Below are 15,912 nucleotides of genomic sequence, written 5' to 3' on the forward strand. Positions count from 1 at the left end.
AAACATCACGATGCTGGCCAAGCGCATCATTCCCTGCCTCGATGTCAACGCCGGGCGGGTCGTCAAAGGCGTCCGATTCCTTGATCTCGTGGATGCCGGCGACCCCGTTGCCCAGGCGCGGCGCTACGATGCCGAAGGCGCGGACGAACTCGTTTTTCTCGACATCACCGCCTCATCCGACCGCCGGGCGATTGTCACCCAGATGGTACGCGCCGTGGCCGACGCCGTGTTCATTCCCTTCACGGTCGGCGGCGGCATCCGTACCGTGGACGACATGCGCGCCATTCTCCTCGCCGGCGCCGACAAAATTTCCGTCAACACGGCCGCCGTCCAGCAACCGCAGCTCATTGCCGAAGGCGCGCTGAAATTTGGCAGCCAGTGCATCGTCGTCGCCATTGATGCCCGGCGCATCCCGGAGACGAACCCGCCACGCTGGGAAGTCTTTCTGCACGGCGGACGTACTCCGACGGGCAAAGACGCCATGGCCTGGGCCGTCGAAGCCGAACGGCTGGGCGCTGGCGAAATCCTGCTGACCAGTATGGACCGCGACGGCACACAGGACGGCTACGATCTCGAACTCACCGCGCAGGTAGCCGCCGCCGTGTCCATTCCAGTCATTGCTTCCGGCGGCGTGGGGACGCTTGAACACCTGCATGCCGGTTTGACCGTCGGCGGGGCCAGCGCCGCGCTGGCCGCTTCCATTTTTCACTTCGGGCAGCACACCATCGCCGAGGCCAAAGCCTACCTGCACGCGCGCGGGGTGTGCGTCCGGCAGGTCTGACCGCCGGGCGCATCAACCGCCGGAACCTCAACCGCCGGAACCGGCACAATCGCACCCAGGGCGTCCAGTTCCGCCTGCCTGGAGCGCACGAGGTCATAAACAGCCGTATCCAGCCAGGCACGGGTTTGAAACCGGGGATACACCGCCAGACGCGGACGCAGTACAAAACCCCACGCCGCCAGTTCGGCTGCATAGCGCGCCGGAGCCAGCCAAGGGGCATCCGGGTTGATCTGGTCCGGTTCCGGCGAAATACCGCCCAGGTCACGCGCTCCGGCCAGCACCAGTTCCCGCCGGTCGGCAGCGTCCGGCACGAGGTTGGGCGGAATCTGGATCACCACGTCCGACGGCAGTATGGCGCGCGCCAACCGTACGACGGCGGCCAGCGTTGGAACGTCCGGCCCCGTCCAATCCGCCATGGCCGTTCCCGGATGGGGAACGAACGGCTGAAGGATGACCTCCTGAATGTGTCCGTACTGGTGATGCAGTTCGGCAATCGCCTCCAGCGAGGCTTCGCGGTCGGCCGGTGTTTCACCGATGCCGATGAGCAGACCCGTCGTAAACGGCACCTGCGCCCGCCCGGCGGCGGCCAGGGTTGCCAGCCGCAGGTGGGGTGCCTTTCCTGGCGCATGCTGATGGGCCGGCTGCCGGAGCAGCTCCCGGCTGGTTGTTTCCAGCATCATGCCCATCGAAACACAAACCGGGCGCAGACGGCGGAATTCTTCCTCTGTCTGATTGCCGATGTTGATGTGCGGCAGCAAACCCTGTTCGAGCGCCAGCCGGCACACGGCGGACAGATAGTCGTGGTAGTCCCGGAAACCCCAGGCAACCAGCGTCGCCCGCAGGCGCGGAAAGGCCATGACGCCTTCGCCGCTCATGATGAGTGCCTCATGACAACCAGCCTGTTTTCCGCGAACAAAACAGCTTGCCGCTGCTTCCAGGGAAGCCAGCGGTGTCGGGCGCGCGAACGCACAGTAGCCACAGGCAAAAAGACAACTGTAGGTGGGAATGAACGTCAGGCTGTGCGAGCAGGTGACAACTTCCAGCCGGTGCGGTTCCGAACCGGATACTTCCCAGCCTGCGCCGGTGCCTTCCGGGACTGTGGGCTGGGAACCGCCCCGTTGCATCTTTTCCGGGCGTGCGTATGCTGAAACCAAGTCAACCATCCTGCCGTTGGCGTGCCGGACCATAGCGGGTCACGCAATGGCTGAAATGTGAGGGATGCCTATTTCCAAGGTCGAAGGTAACACACAAGGTCTCAAATCCAGTCAGGTCAGGCGGCTCGAACGTCTGCTTGCGCGCCGGGTTCCGCCACGGGACATCATCACCCCGGAGTTGGCACGGCAGATGACGGAACTTTCGGCTGAAATCCGGCGGCAGGTCGGTGTGCTCATCAGCCGGCACGGACAGGTCGAATGTGTCATGGTCGGTGACGCCGGTGGCATCGTCATTCCCGACCTCAAGCGGGTGCGCGTCGGACAGGGGCGTTTTCGCGGGTTGCGGTGTCTGCACACGCAGCTTTCCGGGCCGGGGCTGACCCGCGACGACCTCAACGACCTGGCGTTGCTGCGTCTCGATCTCATGGGCGTCATCAGCGTCAGCGACACCGGACTGCCAAACTGGATTCACGCCGCCCATCTTCTCCCGGCCACCGATGCCGTCACGGACGACACGGCAGAACCTTGGGCCTATCTGGACAAAGTGCACCCCGGTCAGCTCCAGGTGGATTTCCTCGACCTCATCGAACATCTCGAAGCCGAGTTTGCCCGCACCCGGCGGCTGCGGGACGCGCGTGACCTGCGGGACCGCGCCATGCTGGTCGTGGTCACGACCGGGGCGCTGGCAGACGCCGAAGCCTCCATGGAAGAACTCGTCGAACTGGCGGAATCGTGCGATCTGGTCGTGGTGGACAAGCTCATCCAGCGGCGACGCGAACTCGACCCCAAAACCCTGCTCGGCAAAGGCAAGCTGCAGGAAGTCATCATCCGCAGCCTCCAGCATGCGGCCGATGTCCTGCTCTTTGACCAAGACCTGTCTCCAGCGCAGGTACGGACCATCGAAGCGGCAACCGACCTGAAAATTCTCGACCGCACCCAGCTCATTCTGGACATCTTCGCCCAGCGCGCCCGCAGCCGCGAAGGGAAAGTCCAGGTTGAGCTGGCGCAGCTCAAATACCTGTTGCCGCGGCTGGCCGGACACGGGGCGGATATGTCCCGGCTGGCCGGCGGCATCGGTGCCCGTGGGCCCGGCGAGACGAAACTCGAAGTGGACCGCCGCCGGGCCCGCGACCGGATTGCCGATCTGGAAAAACTCATCACCGGGCTGCGCAGCCAACGCCAGACGCGCCGCGCCCAGCGCGACCGGCAGCAGTTGCCGGTGGTCTCCATCGTGGGCTACACCAACGCCGGAAAATCCACGCTCCTCAACACGCTGACCTCCAGTGAAGTCGTGGCGGAGCGCCGCATGTTTGCCACCCTCGACCCCACGAGCCGCCGGCTTCGCCTGCCACGCGACCGCGACATCATCATCAACGATACCGTCGGGTTCATCCGGGACCTGCCGCCCACGCTGATGGCCGCCTTCAAGGCGACGCTCGAAGAAATCGAAACTTCCGATTTGCTCCTGCACCTGGTGGACATTGCCGCTCCCGACTACGAACGGCGCATCGCCGCCGTGGAGGACATCCTGGCGCAACTGGAGCTTTCCCACCTGCCACGCCAGCTCGTCTTCAACAAGGCCGACCTGCTCCCGGCAGAGGAGGTCGCGGCGCTCTGCGCCCGCCATCAGGCGCTGGCCGTCGTGGCGCACGACCGGGCAACGCTGCCGCCGCTGTTGCAATCCATAGACGCCTGGCTTTCTTCACCGCGCAACCGGGAGGCAGGTCCCGGCGTTGGATACGCCCCATGGGAACCGGTCGGCAACCCCGGCGCGGTCGTTTCCTGAAGCACGGGCCCTGAAGCACGTTTCCTGAAGCACGGTCCCGACGCACACTCCTGTTCCCGAACCGGCGTCCGCCCGCCGCCCCGGCCTGAACGTCGTCGTGCGCCACGAAATGACTTTTCTTGATTGCGAACACGATTCGGCTATGATGCGCGCCTTGTTGCGCGATTCCTACCTTTGCTGGGCGATGTGACTTTCTTTTATCGTGTTACGTTTCATGTTCCGGTCTTTTCCATCATCCGTTTTTCCTCTTCACGCCGCCTGGGCCGTCCTGACCCTGGCGGCCTGGCTGTTCTGTGGGGTGGTGATGACCACGCCGGTCATGGCCCAGGGAGGACTCCAGGCCGATGCCATGCAGGACCCCCTCCAGCCGCAACTCATCGAAGATGTGCAGTTCCGGGGCAACCGCCGGATTCCAACCGACACCCTGCGCCTGTACGTCACCATGAAACCGGGCGACCTCTACAGCGCCGAGCAGGCCCAGCGCGACTACCAGGCCGTTCTCGCCCAGGGCTTTTTTGACCCCCTGCGCAGCAATGTCACCCTCGAACCGGGCAATACAGGCGGCGTCATCGTCGTCTTCAACCTGACCGAATATCCGGTCATCCGGGACATTCAGTACGAAGGATTGAAGTCCATTCAGCTCAGCGATGTGCTGACCCGCTACAAGGAAAAGCGCATCTCGCTTACCAAGGACTCCCCCTACGATCCTGTCCAGGTCAAGCGGGCGGAAACCGAACTCAAGACCATGCTCAGCGAACGCGGCCGCCCCAATGCCATCGTGACGGCCGAAATCGAGGACGTATCGAAGACCTCCATCATCGTCATCTTCAATGTGGACGAAGGCGCGCGCGTCCGGGTCGCCAAAATTGACTTCGAGGGCAATCAGGTCTTTTCGAGCCGCACGCTCCGCAAGCAGATGAAATACACCAAACCGTCCGGCTTTCTCACCCGCTTCACCTCCAAGGATGTCTATTCACCGGAGAAGTTCGAGACGGACATGCAGTTGGTGGCGCAGTTCCTGCGGGAAAAGGGCTACCTGCGCCCCACGATTGGAACGCCCCGCATCGAGAACATCGGCAAGGTTGGCGGCGGTATCCCCCTCATCAGCAAAAAGTCCGACGGTCTGCGGATTGTCGTCCCGATTGACGAGGGCATCCGCTACCGGTTTGGGGAGATCACCACGGAAGGTTCAACCATTTTCACCCCCGAACAGGTGCTGCTCATTTCAGGGATGCGCAAGGGCGACATCGCCAGCGCCAAAACCATCCGGGAGGGCGTCTATGAGCGCCTCAAAAAAGCCTATGGCAGCCGGGGCTACATTCAGGCGGATGTCAACGTCCAGCCCACCTTCAAGCCGCCCGCCGCCGGAGAGTCGGAAGGCGTCGCCGATTTCACCATCTTCATCGAGGAAGGTTCGGTCTATACCATCGAGCAGATCGAGTTTTCCGGCAACAACACAACCCGCGACAAGGTGCTGCGGCGCGAACTGCTCGTCAGCGAAGGTGAACCGTACAACCAGGAACTGATGGAGTATTCCATCCTGCTGCTCAACCAGCTCGGCTACTTCGACGAAATCAAAAAGGAAGACATCCAGACGACGACCGACGAACGCCGCAAGACGGTCAACGTCGTCATCAAGGTCAAGGAACGTGGACGCCAGCAGATTCAGTTTTCCGGCGGCGTTTCCGGCATCGGCGGCTCATTCATCGGACTGACCTACACGACGAACAACCTGTTTGGCTACGGACAGAGCGTTTCGGTGGACATCCAGGCCGGAAACCTCTTTCGCAACATCGCCCTGTCGTACAGCGATCCCTACTTCCTTGACCGCCGGATTGGGTTTGGCGTTTCGGTCTTCAGTCAGCGTTTCCGTTATGCCAGCGGCATCAGCGGCGCGGCCATTGCCAGCGGCTTTTTCAACAGCTTCACCGGACTGGACGAGCGAAACCTCTTTACTCAGGACACCACCGGGGCTTCGCTATCGCTTTCCGCTCCGCTGGCCGTACTCACCAACCGGTTTCCCAAGTTCAGCCGCGTCTCGCGGATTGGCGTCAGCTACAGCTACAGCCGCTCACGCATTACCGATCCGCCGGTCAACCGTGACAACAACCCCGACAACGACATCATCGTGACCTTCGCGCAGCCGGGCATTACGATCAGTTCCCTGACGCCCTCGTTCGTCTATAACACGGTCAACAATCCCATCAACCCGACGAGCGGGCGTAACTTCACCCTCAGTTTCACCTGGTCGGGACTGGGCGGACGGGTCAAGAACCTGTCCCCGGTGCTCGAATACCGTGAATTCCGCCCCTTCCGTTTTCTGGGGCAGGGCATCGAAAAACCGGCCGTGCTGGGCATGCGCTTCCGGGCGGCCCACGTGAGCGCCTACGGCACGCCCTTTGACAGCAACTCGCTGGCCTTCATTGGCGGCGTTCCCCAGTTCAACCGCTTCTACACGGGCGGCGAGTTCGAGATTCGCGGCTACGGGATTCGTACGATTTCACCGGTGGCCCCCATCGAGGACCGCCGGACGACAACCGACGTCCGGGTGGTGGACGGACTGACCGGGCAGGTGCTGCAACCGGGACTGCAGGTCAGCCCGACAGTCATTCAGGAATACACCTACACGGACAAGCTCTTTCCGCTCCCGATCGGGTCCTTCCAGTTCATTCCGGTCGGCGGGGACTCCCAGTTGTTGCTGAACGTCGAGTATCGCGTTCCCATCGTCGGGCCGCTTTCCCTGGCGCTGTTTGCCGATGGCGGCTCGGTGTTCAACCTGCGCTCGCTGAGTGACCAGAGCATCCGCGCGCGGGCGCTGCCGGCCACGCTGGGTTCGACGCCCGATTCACCCGTGCCGGGCCCCATCGTTCTGCGCCCGGACGGCACCCGCCTTGACGGCACCCGGCCCAACGATCCCAATCCCGGCGGCCCCCTGCCGGACGGCTTTCGGGTCGCGTTCGTGCAGGCCCAGCAGGCTTCCCGGACGCAGGTCAACCTGAGCCAGACGCTGGGCGGCATCGGGCGCAACTTCCGCGCCTCGATTGGGGCCGAGTTGCAGGTCAACCTGCCGGTGTTACAGGTTCCGTTCCGCCTGATCTTTGCCTACAACCCCGGCGCGAAAACCAACGTCTTTGACCCCCGCCAACTGGGTATCATTGAAGAACGTGGCGTCATCCGCTTTACTGTCGGGCGAACGTTCTAGGGTGGCGTGGTGCGTTTTGCGGCCTGCTTCCGGGCGGACGTTTGCGGATACGGCTTTGTGGAAACTGCTTTGTGTTGTGGAAACTGCTTTGTGAAGGATACAGCTTATGCCCCTGTTTGCATGTCTTGCGTTGAGCCTCCTGCCTCCGGTTGGCGGAAGCCTGCCCGTGTCCCCCGCCATCACGACTGAACCCCCTGTACCGCAGTCGTCCCCGGCTGCCCCCCGCATTGCGGTCGTCAACACCCAGGCGTTTGGTGAACTCATCAATGAATACCGCCAGCAGGTGGTGACGCTCCAGACCGAGTTTCGCCCGACACTGGACACCCTGCAGCGGCTGGGGGCTGAGATTCAGGCCGAAGAAGACGCGCTCCAGCGTCTGGCCGACCAGCTTACGCCCGATGTGCGCCTCAAACGCACCGATGACCTCGAACGCAAGAAAAAGGATTTCAAACGCCGCCAGGAAGACCTCAACGAAGCCGCCGAAAAGCGGGCCGCGATTTTGCTCAATCCCGTCCGCGAAAAAATTTTCAAGGCGCTGGAAGCCTATGCCAAGGAGCGCGGCATTCACATCCTGCTCGATGTTGCCACGGCGGCCGAAGCCGGGGGACTCGTCTATCTCGCGCCCGGCATGGACATTACCGAAGACTTTGCCGCCCGCTATAATCAGGCCAATCCGGCTACGAAGCCGGCGGCGTCCCGCTGACGAGTTGTTGTTGTGCGCCCATAGCTCAGTTGGATAGAGCAACTGCCTTCTAAGCAGTAGGTCGTAGGTTCGAGTCCTACTGGGCGCACTGTTTCCCCCGCAACCGGCTCCGGCTGACACCGAAGCCCCCCGCCAGCCCGACCGGAGCAGGCTGCCCGGCGGATTTCCCGGCCCGGTCGGCGTATGGGACTGGCCGCAACCTCACGCTCACAGCCAACCACCGCCCATGTCACGCCTGCTCGCTGCTTTTCTGCTTGGCTTCTGGTTGTTTGGCGCGTGGCCGCTTCCCCAGGCGGCCCTCCTTCCCACGGACCCTCCCAAGTCCGTGCCGATGCTGGCCGAGCAACCGCTGGCCGACTTCCAGGCGCGGCGGGCGCGACTGCGGGCGCAGTTGAAGGATGGGCTCGTGCTTGTTCCCGGACGGGTCGAAACCTCGCTGGGCGTGAGTGAGAAATTTTTTCAGGACGAAAACTTCTTCTACCTCACCGGTGTGGAAGCGCCGGGTGCAACGCTGCTGCTCACTCCGGTTCCCTACCAGGGCGCGCAGGAAATCCTGTTTCTTCCGCGCCGCGACCCGCAGATGGAACGCTGGACGGGCCCCCAGCCGGGACCGGGTCAGGAAGCCGAGCAACGCTTTGGCATGGAAAAAGCCCTGCCGACCGATACGCTCTCCCAGGTGTTGCGGGAAATTGGGGCCGCACTCCCGGACGGCGGCAAAATTCACCTCATCGCCAACCCGCAGGAGGCGCAGGAACGGGCAGCGCGCACACTTCTGGAGTTACTGCGGCAAACCGTCCCGGCACTCCCTGTCACCGACGCCCGCTCGGCCGTCAGTCTCATGCGCATGTGCAAGACACCGGCCGAGGTGGACCTGCTGAGGAAAGCCGTTCGCATCACCGGCGCGGCCTTCCGCGACATTCCCAGACACCTGACGGTCGGATGCTACGAGTATGAAATCGAGGCCGTCGTTCTGGCAGCCTTCTATCGTAACGGCGCGGAGCGGCCGGGCTACCCATGCATCATCGGGGGCGGGCAGAATGCCACCATCCTGCACTACAACCGCAACCGGGACCAGATTCGGGATGGTGATCTCGTGGTCGTGGATGTCGGTGCACAGTACCGGGGCTATACGGCTGACATCACACGTACCTTTCCGGCCAACGGCAGGTTCAGCCGGCGGCAGCGCGAACTCTACGAACTCGTCCTGGCAGCGCAGGAAGCTGCCGTCAAAGCCTTTGTGCCCGGCAAAAGCCGGATGAGTGACCTGACCCTGGCCGCTCGTGAGGCGATGCGGTCCAGCCCGCTGCGCGCCGGCAACGACCTGACCCTGGACAACTTTTTCATCCACGGGCTGGGGCACTTCATCGGCCTCAATGTTCACGACGTAGGTGACTATGGGCAGCCACTCCCGCCGGGAAGCGTCATCACCATTGAGCCGGGGGTTTACATTCCGGCCGAACGCATCGGCATCCGCATCGAAGACGACTACCTGGTGACGGAGACCGGACTGGTCAAGCTTTCCGGCGACATTCCTTCGCGCCCGGAAGCCATCGAGCAGGCTATGCGCCAGGCGCGCCGGCTGCCGCGTCAGCGGGATTCAGTCAAGGATTGAGTTCGATGGGCGGCGGCGGTCATACCGGACGCTGACGCGCTGCCCCGGCCAGTAGCGGTTTTCCCGCCCGGCCGTATCCACCACGTCGAAGGACTCGTACTCGACGCTGGCCACTTCATACCGGTAGCGCACCAACGCGCCCTGCCCGGCCGGGCGGATGTCGAGCACCTCACCTTCGATGATGCGGCCGGACTGGCGTAACCAGCGTCGCCGGGCGGCCTCCGGGTCTTCCCGGCCCAACAGACGCTGCCACCAGCTCCGCCAGCGGCTCAGCGTGCCTTGGGAACGTACTTCCGCCATGGCCAACCATCCGGTGCGGCTACTTCTCAGCGTCCGGGGTTGCCGGGACGAAGACTCCGTCCCGAAGCACCAGGTCATCCGCCGTGCCAAACTCGCCATCCGCCCCCGCCGAGACAATGCTGTACTGGGTCAGCAGCGGTGTGGTCAGCGGACTGGTCGCCGCCAACGCACCTGTGGGCTGGTAGCGCAGCTTCTTGCCCCACGCATCCGTCACCAGGTTGGGTGCCAACCCTGCCGTCCGCAGTTCCTGAAGCCGAGGCGAGGGCAGTGCCCCCTGCTGCTTCTGGTAGGCCTGAATCGCCAGGGCAAGTTCGAGCATCCGCGCCCGGCTGGCCGCGCGGGCGCGTTCCTGCTCGTCGGCATACCAACGCTCGGCCCGGTAGCCGCCAAACAGCAGCAGACCCGGCAGCACCAGGCTGGACAGCACGACTCCAACCTGCGCCAGACGCAGACCACCGAAGTGCGCCGGTTCGCGCCGCGCCCGGCGGTAGGCTCTCACACTCGCATAGGCGCCAAGCAGCGCCGGGACAATGAGCCAGGGGATGAAGAAACTTCCCAGCCCCAGAATGGCACAGGTGAGACCGCACACGGCCTGTCCCACCCGTGGCAGGGCGACAATTTCATCCGTCTGTGGCGCGGCGATGGCGCGGGCACCGCAGACGCAGCCAGCTTGCAAGTCTTGATGTTTCCGACCACAGCAAGGACATACCATCGCTGCCGGTTTCCTCCTTCGTTACCTCCGGGCCAAGCGTGCAGTTGCGTTTCCTCTGGCATTCATGATCATCTTTTGCCTTCCGTACGGTTTGCGCTAGGTAGCCCGGTACCAGGAAGGTGCCTGCTTTTTGGGAAGCGCCGGTTCCCATACCTCATCCTGGTCCGGCGCGGCCGGTGTGGTCGGCTCAGCGGGCGTGTCGCCAAGCATGTCCAGTCGCTGGGCTTCCAGATAGGTGTGATACATCCGGTGCACGACGGTCCAGTGGGACAACACGGCCAGCACCCACAGCACCGCCCGCATTTTGTGCAGGAACGGGTTGTCTTCCGGGCCGATTTCAGTCAGCGAGCCGATGATGATGAGCACCACCCGTTCCGGGCGCTCCAGAAAGCCCACCTTGCACTGCTGGATGAGATTTTCCGCCCGTGCGCGGGTGTAGCTGACCAGCACCGAACCCAGCAGCGCAATGCCCGCGAGTGTGACGTAGAGCGTGCTGTGCTGGGGCGTATTCCGCGCATAGAACACCATGATGCCAATCAGAACGATGACATCCGAATAGCGGTCGAGCACCGAATCAAAGAAGCCGCCAAACCGTGTCACCCGTCCGGTGAGCCGCGCCACCCGTCCATCGAGCATGTCGAACAGATTGGCCACAATCATCACCAGTCCGGCAATGAAAAAGTGACCCCACCCATAAAGGAAAGCACAGCCGATGTTGATGAGCAGCCCGATGAAAGTCAGCGTATTCGGGTTGGGAAAGATTCGGGCAAGGTAGCGAACCAGCGTGTCCAGAACCTTTGTGCCAGCACTGCCAATGCGTTCACTAAGCATGAAGCCGCTGGAAACCTTTCTCCGCCAGGATGACCGTCCGTCTGACCCGTAAACGATTGAAAATGACAATCCAGCCTATGTTGCCCCCAAGCTGGCTGTCAAGGAACGGTCTGACCACCTCACGGCCCCTACCGGATGGGTTCACGCAGTGCCTCCACCAGCCAGGTGTAGCGCCGGGCGGCTTCCACCTGCCGCACAGCCAGGCCGATGGCACGGGTCGTCCCCAGCAGCACCGCCGTCCGTTTGGCGCGCGTCAGCGCCGTGTAGAGCAGGTTGCGGCTCAGCACCGGAAACGCCTGCGTATGCAGCACAATCACCACCGCCGGATACTCCGACCCCTGGCTTTTGTGGACGGAAAGGGCAAAGCCGTGGCTGAGTTCGTTGACATCCGCCCAGTCATAGGTGACGCACCGCCCATCGTAATCCACGGTCATGGTCTGGTCCTCAAGCTGGATGTCCACGATGCGCCCGATGTCGCCGTTGAAGACTTCGCGGGTGTAGTTGTTGACACGCTGCACGACCTTATCCCCGACCCGGAAGCGGCGTCCCAGACGCTCGATTTCAGGCTGCCCCGGACGCAGCGGATTGAGCGCCTGCTGTAAGCGCCGGTTGAGTTCGACGGCGCCAATCTCTCCCCGGTTCATGGGCGTCAACACCTGGATGTCGTTCACCGGGTCGTACCCAAAACGCCGGGACAGACTCGCCACGACATGTTCGAGTCGCGTCTGGATGTCCGCCGGGGTGTCGGCCGCCACGAAATAGCAGTCGGTGGTTGTCCGGCCATCCGGTCGGATGAGCCGGGGAAACTGCCCTGCCCGAATCCGGTGGGCATTCTGGATGATGGCGCTCCCCTCGGCCTGGCGAAACACCTGGGTCAGACGGCAGACCGGCACGACTCCGGCGGCAATGATGTCCCCCAGCACCCGGCCCGGGCCGACGGAAGGCAACTGGTCCACATCCCCCACGAGCAGCAGCCGTCCCCGCGCCGGCATGGCCTTGAGCAGCGCCGCGGCCAGCGGGGCATCGAGCATCGAGGCTTCGTCCACGATGACGGCATCCGTGTCGAGTGGGTAATCGCTGTCGTGGGTGAAGCGTCCCCGGGCCGGATCGTAGGCCAGCAGCCGATGCAGGGTACGCGCCTCGACGCCGGTCACTTCGGAAAGCCGCTGGGCGGCGCGTCCGGTCGGTGTCGCCAGCTCGACCCGCAGCCCAAGCCAGCGGAACAAACCGACGATGGCCCGCAACGTCGTTGTCTTGCCACAGCCGGGGCCGCCCGTGACCACCGCCACGCGCTGCGTTGCCGCCGTCAGCACGGCCTGCTGCTGCTCCGGCGACAGTTGCAGCGACTCCCTGGCCGCGTAGGCGTCCAGCCACTGCCGCGCCGGTGCTTCCAGTTGGGTCAGGGGACGCAGGGTGAGACCGCGCAGCAGCCGTGCAATATGCTGCTCGGCATAAAACAGGTACGGCAGGTGGTAGCTCGTTTCCGGCGCGTCGGGCGGCGTCGGCGGACGGGCAACGAGTTCGGCCTCGTCCGTCAGAGTTGCCAAGACAGCGTGCAGGCGCCCGGTATCAGTCACGCCCAGAAGCGTTTGCAGGGAGGCGAGCAGCCGGCTTTCCGGCAGAAAACAGTGCCCTTGGTCGGCGGCTTCCTGAAGCACGTGGAGGCAGGCCGCCCGCAGACGCATTTCCGCATCCGGCGCAATGCCCAGATTGACCGCAATCCCGTCGGCCGTTTTGAAACCCACCCCGTAGATGTCCCGCGCAAGCTGGTAGGGATTTTCGATGACGGTCTGAATCGCACGCGCGCCATACTGCCTGTATATCTTGGCGGCATAGTGGGTCGAGACGCCGTGCGACTGTAAAAACAGCATCACGTCTTTGATAGCGCGCTGCGCCTCCCAGGCCTGTGCAATCAGCTCAACGCGCTTGCGGCCGATGCCGGGCACTTCGCCCAGACGGTGGATGTCGGTCTCGATGACCTGCAATGTGGCTTCCCGGAAGTGGGCAACGATGCGCCGGGCCGTGACGGGGCCGATTCCTCTGATGAGACCGGAACCCAGGTATTTCTCGATGCCGGCCAGCGTTGCCGGCTGGGTGACTTCATGCTGGGTCGCTTTGAATTGCGGGCCGTGCGTGGGATGGGTCGTCCAGAACCCGGACAAACGGAGCGTCGCCCCTGGCGACAGTGCCGGGAAGTACCCGACCACCGTCACGGCCTCGCGCTCACTGTTCACCCGGAGGCGCAGCACCGTGTAGCCCGTTTCCGGGTTGGCGTAGGTCACACGCTCGACGGCGCCAACGAGAGCCGAAGGCGGCCGGGAGTTGTTCATCATGGGAGGTCAACCCAGATGTCGCCCTGTTCAACGGTCGCGGGAAAGGTCGCCAGCCCCTTGGGCGCCAACGGGTTGCTGGTACATTCGCCCGTCGCCACATCGAATGACCAGTGGTGCCACGGACAGGTCACTTCCGTCCCGATCAGCACCCCTTCATGCAACGACGCCCCCATGTGCGGACACCCTGCCTCGCTGGCATGAATGCTGCCATGGCAGTTGTAGATGACCACCTTGTGCGACGCCAACGCAAACAGACGCATCTGCCCCGGACGAACTTCCGTCAGTGCAGCAACTTTGATACGTGGCATGGATGAACTCCCGGAAAAAACCCCAAAAACGACAACGCCCCGGTTGCCCGAGACGTTGTTGAACAGATGTTTCCCAAAACAGGACAAGTCGTGTCGCCTTCCATCACCAGTTGACCACCAACTAGTTACAGGCAGAATCGGGGCAGATGCGGTCAGCCGGAACGCCGGGATGAAAGATGAAAATCAGACGCTTGTCGCCGGGAATTTCCTGCCCCTGACCATAGTCATTCCAGAGCGAAGCATTGTTGGTAATGTTGCCGTCCGCCGGCGCATTGCGCAACCCGGAGTAGCACAACCCAATGTAACGCGCGCCTGGCGCAATGGGGCTGTTGTGAACCTGGTAGTCAATGTTCCAGGTCGGCTGCTGCGAAGGATTGGAAAAGCCAAACCATGGCATGCCCGAATCGTTCTCCCACTTGACGGCATTCCCGCCGGGCGCTTCGTAGAACATGCCATCCTTTGGGTAGCGCCCCCGGTTGGTCTGGGCAAATATCTCCAGCGATGACCCAATGGCGCGGGCCGTGGACTGAAACCAGCCACGACGGGCGGCGTCCCGTGCCACGATGAGGTTGGGCACCGCAATGGCCGTGATAATCCCCAAAATGGCGACGACGATGATGAGCTCAATCATTGTGAAACCACGCTGCGCACGGTAAGGCATCCGACGACGGAACCCCAGCGAAAAGGTACTCGACATAACTTCTCCCCTTCCCTTTGACGAAAACCAGAGGTGGCAGTGGGCGCTCCCGACCGGGTCATGGGAGCAGAGTTGCCTTAAGTGATGAACATTGGCACGATGTGCTTTCTGCAAACCTGGATCCAAAATAACGGAAGCCTCCTGCTCCGGCAGTCCGGCGCATCTGCGACGAAAGACTCTAACTCTTTGGTCAAGAGAAGCTTATGCCAGAGGTGGCACATCGTGGACGGAAAGTGGGAGCACCAGAAAAAGCCCGGCACGTGGTTTTCCGGTGACGGATTTTTGTTACCACATTGTGGAAAGCTGACACGTTTTGTCAGCTTTCCCGGTCATGCTTCAGGGAAGGAAGGCACGCCGGTGGAGGGCTTGCCCTCTCCCGCCAGGATACTGCTATGAGATGTCCGCGCTGTTTTTATGAAGTACCGGTGGATGCCGAGCAGTGCCCGAAGTGCAAGCTGGCGACGCCCAAAGTACAGCAGGCCGGCGTCAGCACTGGCCTTGCCGGCAAATACGCCGCGCCCCAAGTCAAGGCAAAAACAGCCGCCGGCAAGACCGCCAAGCTCACCAAGGGCAAGACCGGCGCTCTGGCACAGGCTGAAGCCAAACCGGAACTCCCCCTCCCACAATGGCAGATCATCGCCCTGGTCAGCGGGGTGCTGCTCATTTCCGCCCTGCTTGGCTATGGAGTGGGTGAATACCGCTTCTGGCACACGCCCGCCCCAACGGAACAGCTCGGTGCGCTTCACCTCGTCGAGCGGGCGCCGGCCAGCGGAGGCGGAAACATCGGCGAAGCCATCACCGCCCACCTGACCCGCCTCGTCGAAGAGAAAAAACTTGAGCAGGTGGAAGGGTGGGAGGTCGAGTGCCAGGGCGCGAAGTGCCGGGTGACGTACACCATCAAACTCGTCAACCAGAAGGAGCCACAGGTGGCGGTCTGGGAAGTTGATCTCGAAAACCGGAAAATATCGCCTCAAAATGGCTGGGCCATTGATTTGACCAGGTAAGTCCACCACTGATTTCACTTCACACCCAAACGATGCCATCCATGCCAACCTCCTGCCCCGCCAAACCCCGCCAGGTCCTGCTCTACGACGGACTGTGCGGCTTCTGTAACTGGGCCGTCAGGTTCGTCATCACCCACGACACCCAAGGCACGATGTACTTTGCCGCCCTCCAGAGTGAATATGGCAACCAGGTCATCGCTCGCCACCCGTGGCTGGCCACGGTGGACTCGGTGGTGCTCGTCGAAACCATGGATGACGGGGCTGAACAGGTTTTCGTCCGCTCGACGGCCGCACTGCGGATTGCCGCCTACCTTGGCGGATGGTGGCGCTGGCTGACGCTGGGCTACGTCCTGCCCGGATTTCTTCGGGACTGGCTCTACGATGCCTTTGCCCGTGTGCGCTACCGGCTGTTCGGGCAGTATGAGACCTGCCTCGTTCCTTCGCCGGACATCCGCGCGCGTTTTCTCGAAGTGTCACCGTAAGTTCTCC

At 62.9% G+C, this 15,912-nt stretch carries 14 protein-coding genes and 1 tRNA gene; 8 read left to right on the forward strand and 7 right to left on the reverse strand.

Annotated features, from left to right (window positions below):
• Positions 1-10 precede the first annotated feature (10 nt).
• Positions 11-781 (forward strand): imidazole glycerol phosphate synthase subunit HisF, encoded by a 771-nt coding sequence (gene hisF / locus J8C05_RS10050; protein WP_211422053.1) that lies wholly within the window; start codon positions 11-13, stop codon positions 779-781.
• On the opposite strand, the gene cofG is transcribed toward hisF, so the two are convergent.
• Positions 742-1,935 carry a 7,8-didemethyl-8-hydroxy-5-deazariboflavin synthase subunit CofG gene (gene cofG / locus J8C05_RS10055; RefSeq protein WP_211422054.1) on the reverse strand — a complete coding sequence of 398 codons (1,194 nt, stop codon included), beginning with the start codon at positions 1,933-1,935 and terminating at the stop codon, positions 742-744. The genes hisF and cofG overlap by 40 nt on opposite strands.
• Before the next feature lie 64 nt (positions 1,936-1,999).
• Here cofG and hflX point away from each other — a divergent pair, with 64 nt between their 5' ends.
• The 5 genes from hflX to J8C05_RS10080 all read left to right on the forward strand — a co-directional run bounded on the left by hflX (position 2,000) and on the right by J8C05_RS10080 (position 9,238).
• Entirely contained in the window at positions 2,000-3,721 is a 1,722-nt protein-coding gene (gene hflX, locus J8C05_RS10060) for a GTPase HflX (RefSeq protein WP_211422055.1), read from the forward strand.
• Positions 3,722-3,935: 214 nt separating this feature from the next.
• A complete protein-coding gene (bamA, locus tag J8C05_RS10065) occupies positions 3,936-6,923 on the forward strand; it encodes an outer membrane protein assembly factor BamA (protein ID WP_211422056.1) in 2,988 nt (995 codons plus the stop codon).
• Positions 6,924-7,029: 106 nt separating this feature from the next.
• The gene (locus J8C05_RS10070) at positions 7,030-7,626 is read left to right on the forward strand and encodes an OmpH/Skp family outer membrane protein (RefSeq protein WP_211422057.1); all 597 of its coding nucleotides are present in this window, start codon (positions 7,030-7,032) and stop codon (positions 7,624-7,626) included.
• A gap of 14 nt (positions 7,627-7,640) precedes the next feature.
• Positions 7,641-7,714 (forward strand) — tRNA-Arg (locus J8C05_RS10075).
• Between the two features lie 138 nt (positions 7,715-7,852).
• Entirely contained in the window at positions 7,853-9,238 is a 1,386-nt protein-coding gene (locus J8C05_RS10080; RefSeq protein WP_211422058.1) for a M24 family metallopeptidase, read from the forward strand.
• Here the strand turns inward: J8C05_RS10080 and J8C05_RS10085 are convergent.
• The 6 genes from J8C05_RS10085 to J8C05_RS10110 all read right to left on the reverse strand — a co-directional run bounded on the left by J8C05_RS10085 (position 9,224) and on the right by J8C05_RS10110 (position 14,419).
• The gene (locus J8C05_RS10085) at positions 9,224-9,538 is read right to left on the reverse strand and encodes a DUF3592 domain-containing protein (RefSeq protein WP_211422059.1); all 315 of its coding nucleotides are present in this window, start codon (positions 9,536-9,538) and stop codon (positions 9,224-9,226) included. The genes J8C05_RS10080 and J8C05_RS10085 overlap by 15 nt on opposite strands.
• A gap of 19 nt (positions 9,539-9,557) precedes the next feature.
• Positions 9,558-10,214, reverse strand: coding sequence for a hypothetical protein (locus J8C05_RS10090; RefSeq protein WP_211422060.1), 657 nt, complete (start codon positions 10,212-10,214; stop codon positions 9,558-9,560).
• Positions 10,215-10,346: 132 nt separating this feature from the next.
• Positions 10,347-11,081, reverse strand: a complete 735-nt coding sequence (locus J8C05_RS10095; protein WP_211422061.1) for a CDP-alcohol phosphatidyltransferase family protein — start codon at positions 11,079-11,081, stop codon at positions 10,347-10,349.
• A gap of 128 nt (positions 11,082-11,209) precedes the next feature.
• A complete protein-coding gene (gene recD2, locus J8C05_RS10100; RefSeq protein ID WP_343316627.1) occupies positions 11,210-13,414 on the reverse strand; it encodes an SF1B family DNA helicase RecD2 in 2,205 nt (734 codons plus the stop codon).
• Positions 13,411-13,722, reverse strand: a complete 312-nt coding sequence (locus J8C05_RS10105) for a Rieske (2Fe-2S) protein (RefSeq protein WP_211422062.1) — start codon at positions 13,720-13,722, stop codon at positions 13,411-13,413. Before J8C05_RS10105 ends, recD2 begins: the two co-directional genes overlap by 4 nt.
• Positions 13,723-13,843: 121 nt before the next feature.
• Positions 13,844-14,419, reverse strand: a complete 576-nt coding sequence (locus J8C05_RS10110; RefSeq protein ID WP_211422063.1) for a type II secretion system protein — start codon at positions 14,417-14,419, stop codon at positions 13,844-13,846.
• A 392-nt stretch (positions 14,420-14,811) separates the two neighbouring features.
• On the opposite strand from J8C05_RS10110, the gene J8C05_RS10115 reads away from it, so the two are divergent.
• Positions 14,812-15,423, forward strand: a complete 612-nt coding sequence (locus J8C05_RS10115) for a hypothetical protein (RefSeq protein WP_211422064.1) — start codon at positions 14,812-14,814, stop codon at positions 15,421-15,423.
• 41 nt (positions 15,424-15,464) lie between these two features.
• Positions 15,465-15,905: a thiol-disulfide oxidoreductase DCC family protein gene (locus tag J8C05_RS10120; RefSeq protein ID WP_211422065.1), complete on the forward strand. Its 441-nt coding sequence runs from the start codon at positions 15,465-15,467 to the stop codon at positions 15,903-15,905.
• Positions 15,906-15,912: the final 7 nt, after the last annotated feature.

The organism is Chloracidobacterium sp. N, assembly GCF_018304765.1.
Classification (GTDB): Bacteria; Acidobacteriota; Blastocatellia; order Chloracidobacteriales; family Chloracidobacteriaceae; genus Chloracidobacterium; species Chloracidobacterium aggregatum.

What these genes read in the sequence shown, in the direction of transcription:
- hisF (WP_211422053.1), top strand. Translation starts at nt 11, where the DNA reads ATGCTGGCCAAGCGCATCATTCCCTGCCTCGATGTCAACGCCGGGCGG.
- hflX (WP_211422055.1), top strand. Translation starts at nt 2,000, where the DNA reads ATGCCTATTTCCAAGGTCGAAGGTAACACACAAGGTCTCAAATCCAGT.
- bamA (WP_211422056.1), top strand. Translation starts at nt 3,936, where the DNA reads ATGTTCCGGTCTTTTCCATCATCCGTTTTTCCTCTTCACGCCGCCTGG.
- J8C05_RS10070 (WP_211422057.1), top strand. Translation starts at nt 7,030, where the DNA reads ATGCCCCTGTTTGCATGTCTTGCGTTGAGCCTCCTGCCTCCGGTTGGC.
- J8C05_RS10080 (WP_211422058.1), top strand. Translation starts at nt 7,853, where the DNA reads ATGTCACGCCTGCTCGCTGCTTTTCTGCTTGGCTTCTGGTTGTTTGGC.
- J8C05_RS10085 (WP_211422059.1), bottom strand. Translation starts at nt 9,538, where the DNA reads ATGGCGGAAGTACGTTCCCAAGGCACGCTGAGCCGCTGGCGGAGCTGG.
- J8C05_RS10095 (WP_211422061.1), bottom strand. Translation starts at nt 11,081, where the DNA reads ATGCTTAGTGAACGCATTGGCAGTGCTGGCACAAAGGTTCTGGACACG.
- recD2 (WP_343316627.1), bottom strand. Translation starts at nt 13,414, where the DNA reads ATGATGAACAACTCCCGGCCGCCTTCGGCTCTCGTTGGCGCCGTCGAG.
- J8C05_RS10105 (WP_211422062.1), bottom strand. Translation starts at nt 13,722, where the DNA reads ATGCCACGTATCAAAGTTGCTGCACTGACGGAAGTTCGTCCGGGGCAG.
- J8C05_RS10110 (WP_211422063.1), bottom strand. Translation starts at nt 14,419, where the DNA reads ATGTCGAGTACCTTTTCGCTGGGGTTCCGTCGTCGGATGCCTTACCGT.
- J8C05_RS10115 (WP_211422064.1), top strand. Translation starts at nt 14,812, where the DNA reads ATGAGATGTCCGCGCTGTTTTTATGAAGTACCGGTGGATGCCGAGCAG.
- J8C05_RS10120 (WP_211422065.1), top strand. Translation starts at nt 15,465, where the DNA reads ATGCCAACCTCCTGCCCCGCCAAACCCCGCCAGGTCCTGCTCTACGAC.